The organism is Beijerinckia sp. L45, assembly GCF_009765775.1.
Classification (GTDB): Bacteria; Pseudomonadota; Alphaproteobacteria; order Rhizobiales; family Beijerinckiaceae; genus RH-AL1.
This window is the reverse complement of record NZ_LMUU01000165.1, coordinates 53,783-57,632: the sequence shown is the minus strand read 5'-3', so window position 1 is coordinate 57,632 and position 3,850 is coordinate 53,783. Positions and strand designations below refer to the sequence as shown.

General features: G+C 63.5%; 6 protein-coding genes and 1 tRNA gene. 3 read left to right on the top strand and 4 right to left on the bottom strand.

Annotation, left to right across the window (positions count from 1 at the left end; translation table 11 throughout):
* The coding region (locus GSQ79_RS18000; RefSeq protein ID WP_158810052.1) for an alpha-D-glucose phosphate-specific phosphoglucomutase at positions 1-1,187 on the top strand (1,187 nt) is incomplete at its 5' end.
* Between the two features lie 9 nt (positions 1,188-1,196).
* On the opposite strand, the gene GSQ79_RS17995 is transcribed toward GSQ79_RS18000, so the two are convergent.
* From GSQ79_RS17995 to queE, 3 genes are all read right to left on the bottom strand, one after another.
* Positions 1,197-1,565: a hypothetical protein gene (locus GSQ79_RS17995; RefSeq protein WP_158810051.1), complete on the bottom strand. Its 369-nt coding sequence runs from the start codon at positions 1,563-1,565 to the stop codon at positions 1,197-1,199.
* Positions 1,566-1,646: 81 nt separating this feature from the next.
* Positions 1,647-2,012, bottom strand: a complete 366-nt coding sequence (locus tag GSQ79_RS17990) for a 6-carboxytetrahydropterin synthase (RefSeq protein ID WP_158810050.1) — start codon at positions 2,010-2,012, stop codon at positions 1,647-1,649.
* A complete protein-coding gene (gene queE, locus GSQ79_RS17985) occupies positions 2,012-2,644 on the bottom strand; it encodes a 7-carboxy-7-deazaguanine synthase (protein ID WP_158810049.1) in 633 nt (210 codons plus the stop codon). Before queE ends, GSQ79_RS17990 begins: the two co-directional genes overlap by 1 nt.
* A gap of 147 nt (positions 2,645-2,791) precedes the next feature.
* Between queE and GSQ79_RS17980 the strand changes: the two genes are divergently transcribed.
* Both GSQ79_RS17980 and GSQ79_RS17975 read left to right on the top strand, forming a co-directional pair.
* Positions 2,792-3,112, top strand: coding sequence for a YbjQ family protein (locus tag GSQ79_RS17980; protein ID WP_158810048.1), 321 nt, complete (start codon positions 2,792-2,794; stop codon positions 3,110-3,112).
* 88 nt (positions 3,113-3,200) lie between these two features.
* Positions 3,201-3,278, top strand: a tRNA-Trp gene (locus GSQ79_RS17975).
* Positions 3,279-3,359: 81 nt separating this feature from the next.
* Here the strand turns inward: GSQ79_RS17975 and GSQ79_RS17970 are convergent.
* Positions 3,360-3,850: EAL domain-containing protein (locus GSQ79_RS17970; RefSeq protein ID WP_158810047.1), on the bottom strand; the 491-nt coding region annotated here is incomplete at its 5' end.

Below are 3,850 nucleotides of genomic sequence, written 5' to 3'. Positions count from 1 at the left end.
CCATCACACGGTTTTCGATCGTCGATGCGCCCGATGTCGACCTCGATGCGATCGGTACGACCGTCCTGGGAACCGCCAGCGTCGAGGTCATCGATCCCGTCGCGGACTACCAGGCGTTGATGCACACGTTGTTCAATTTTGAGGCCATTCGCGCGGCGATCAAGGGTGGCATGACGCTTCGTTTCGATGCGATGCACGCCGCCACGGGTCCATACGCCAAGGCCATCCTCGAACGCGACCTCGGGGCGCCCGCCGGCAGCGTGATCAACGCGGTTCCGCTGCCGGACTTCGGCGGCCACCATCCCGATCCCAATCTCGTCCATTCCAAGGATCTGTTCGACTTGATGATGGGGCCCGACGCGCCCGATCTCGGCGCGGCATCGGACGGCGACGGCGACCGCAATCTTATCATCGGCCGCGACCTGTTCGTCACGCCCTCCGACAGCCTTGCCTTGCTCGCTGCCAACGCCCATCTCGCGCCCGGCTACAAGGCTGGCCTCAAAGGCATCGCGCGCTCGATGCCGACCAGCGCCGCAGCGGATCGCGTCGCGGCAAAGCTCGGGATTCCCTGCTTCGAGACGCCGACCGGCTGGAAATTCTTCGGCAATCTGCTCGATGCCGGCATGGCGACGCTATGCGGCGAGGAGAGCGCCGGCACCGGCTCCGACCATGTGCGGGAAAAGGACGGCCTCTGGGCGGTGCTGCTCTGGCTCAACATCCTGGCCGTCCGCAAGCAGCCGGTACGCGACATCGTCCAACAGCATTGGCGTCTGTACGGCCAGAACTATTACTCCCGGCATGACTACGAGGAGGTCGACGCCGACGCGGCGAACGGACTGATGGCGCATCTTCGTGGGGGCCTCGCGTCGCTGCCTGGCAGGACGCTTGGCGGGCTGGTGGTGAAGGCCGCCGACGATTTCGCCTACACCGATCCGGTCGACGGGTCGGTCAGCACCAAACAGGGCATCCGGGTGATTTTCGCCGACGGCTCGCGCATCGTCTATCGTCTCTCGGGGACAGGGACGGCGGGAGCGACCTTGCGGGTCTATATCGAGCGCTTCGAGCCCGATCATGCGCTTCAGGGCGCCGATACGCAGAAGGTGCTCGCGCCGCTGATCGCCATCGCCAACGACCTTGCCGGCATCCGCGCCCGGACCGGACGCGATGCACCGAGCGTCATTACGTAGCGCAAAATCCTACTGCGGCAGCTTGATGTGCCGGCGACGCATCCAGTAGCACTCGGGGGCGTTCGGGCCGTTCATCCGCTCGTTCTGCTCCCTGACGCAGACCATATCGTCCCGTTCACGAACGATCGTGACTTGGTCGCCCTGGGCCAGGGGACGGCAGGAGTCGGGGCCCGCCTTGTTCTGATAGGCCCGGATCCGCTCCATCGCATCGTGATCCTTGCCGCTGACTTTGTCCTGGAGGGCTTGGGCGGCCATGATCGTCGCATCGAAGTCGTCGCAACCGATGGAGCTCATGCTCACTGTCTCTGCCTGCGTGACGGCAGGGGCGGCCATGAGGCCGGACAAGGCGACTAGGGCGGCGAACCGAGTGTTGCGCATGATGCCTCCTGCATCAGTCGGTCGCCATGGATGCGCTCGAGCTGTCTGGGCTTCTAGACCATCGGCCTCTGATTCGGCAGGCTAGAGAGGCCCGAAATAGCTGCAGGTGTCCTTGCTCGAATCGCGGAACACCGTGACCCGAGCGAGACCGCTGCAGTCCGGCGCGACGGTTTTCCAGATCCAGGCTGCGAGGTTTTCCATCGTCGCCGGTCCGAGATCGGGCACGTCGTCGAGAAAACGGTGGTCCAGCCCGTCCCGCGCCGTGCCCAGCGACCGTTCGAGCAGACTGAGATCGATGACCATGCCCGTTGCCGGATCCGGCACACCGCGGACCACGACTTCGGCGCGATAAGAGTGTCCGTGAATGCGCCGGCTCGAATCCGTTTCCACCGTGCGCTCGAGCGTATGCGCCGCCTCGAACCAGAATTGTTTGCTGATCTCGAACATCAGGGAATGCCGATAACCTTATGGGTCTGAATGCTTAATCGCCACTGAGGATGCGCAAGACAATAAGCGACGGCGGCCTGCGTGTTCTCCAACCTATGCGGGCCGTCCATCGGCTGCAGCCAGAAGTGATCGAAGGCGAGACCGGCCATGGCCTCAGGCTGAAGATCGGCTTGCGGATAGACCAGCTTCAGCTCGCTGCCGGCCGTCAAATGCATCGCGGCGCCGGCCTTCGGACTGACGCAGATCCAATCGACGCCGTCGGGCGCCGGCTTGGTTCCGTTGGTCTCGATCGCGCAGGTGAAGGCGTGAGCATGGGTGGCATCGAGGAGCGCCTCATCGAGCTGCAGCAGGGGCTCACCGCCTGTAAAGACGACGTAACGGTCGCCATCCTGGCCGCGCCACGTCGCTGCGATCGCCGCCGCCAGATCTTCGGCGGTCGAAAAGCGCCCGCCGCCATCGCCGTCCGTGCCGATAAAGTCGGTGTCGCAGAAGGTGCATGTCGCCGTGGCACGATCGTCCTCACGACCGGACCACAGGTTACACCCCGTGAACCGGCAGAACACCGCGGCACGACCGGCGTGGGCCCCTTCGCCTTGCAGCGTGTAAAACAGTTCCTTGACCGTATAGGCCACACCAGATCTCGGCACTTTGAGAAAACGGCAATCGGCGCTCGATGCTTAGGCATGCGGGGCTGTCGCGATCGTCGGCCCATCTTTAAGCAGATGGCGGCGGATGAGGCAACGCAACAGGTTTGGGTGCGATCTGAGGAGGAAAAAGCTATGTTGGTGACGACGACGAACGACATTCCGGGCCATCGGATCATCCGCCACATCGGCGTGGTACGCGGGATCACCGTGCGATCGCGCAGCGTCGTCGGCAATTTCGTCGGCAACATCCAGTCGATTTTTGGCGGCAAGCTTAGCGTCTACGTGCATCTCGCCGAGACGGCACGGCAGGAGGCTTTCGACCATCTCTGCGAACACGCGGGCCAGCAGGGCGCCAACGCCGTGATCGGCATGCGCTACGACGCCAACGAGATCATGGACGGCATCACCGAAGTCCTGGCTTACGGAACCGCGGTGGTCGTCGAGCCGCTGTAGGCTTTGTCGAAAACGTCGCGAAACATCATCGCGATGTCACGAGGCCCTTGATTGCTGCCCCCCGATGCGGCTAAACAACGGCTCTCTTAGGAGTGTAGCTCAATTTGGTTAGAGCGTCGGTCTCCAAAACCGAAGGCTGTGGGTTCGAGTCCCTCCTCTCCTGCCAGAGTTTTTCCAGCCTCAGCGGCTAACGATCCCGATCATTGCTGTGTATACGCCGAGATGGCGGCCTGAGCCTCGAAGGCGATCAGGCGGCGATGGTTGCGGCGCCGACGAGCTTGCGAGCATCCAGTGCGCTGATCGGATGGCCGAAGGCGTAACCCTGCGCGTATTCGCAGCCGAGCTGATAGAGCTCGATCGCGTCGGACTCGGTTTCCGCCCCCTCTGCAACCACTTCCATGCCGAGATCGTGGGCCAGCGCCACCATCGAGCGCAGTATGACGGGCTTCGATCCCTTCGGCCCACTCTGGTGGACGAAGGAGCGGTCGATCTTGATCGTGTCGAAGGGAAAACGCTGGAGGTAGCTCAGCGACGAGTAGCCTGTGCCGAAGTGGCCGAGCGACAGGCCGGCGCCGAGTTCGCGGATGCGGGTCAGAATCTGCGCCGCATATTCCGGGTTCTCCATCACCAGGCTCTCGGTGAGTTCCAGCTTGAGACTGCCGCGCGCGACGTCGCAGCGGGTCAGGACCGCCTTCACGTCGTGGAGCAGATCGTGGCGCAGCAGCTGGCGGGACGAAA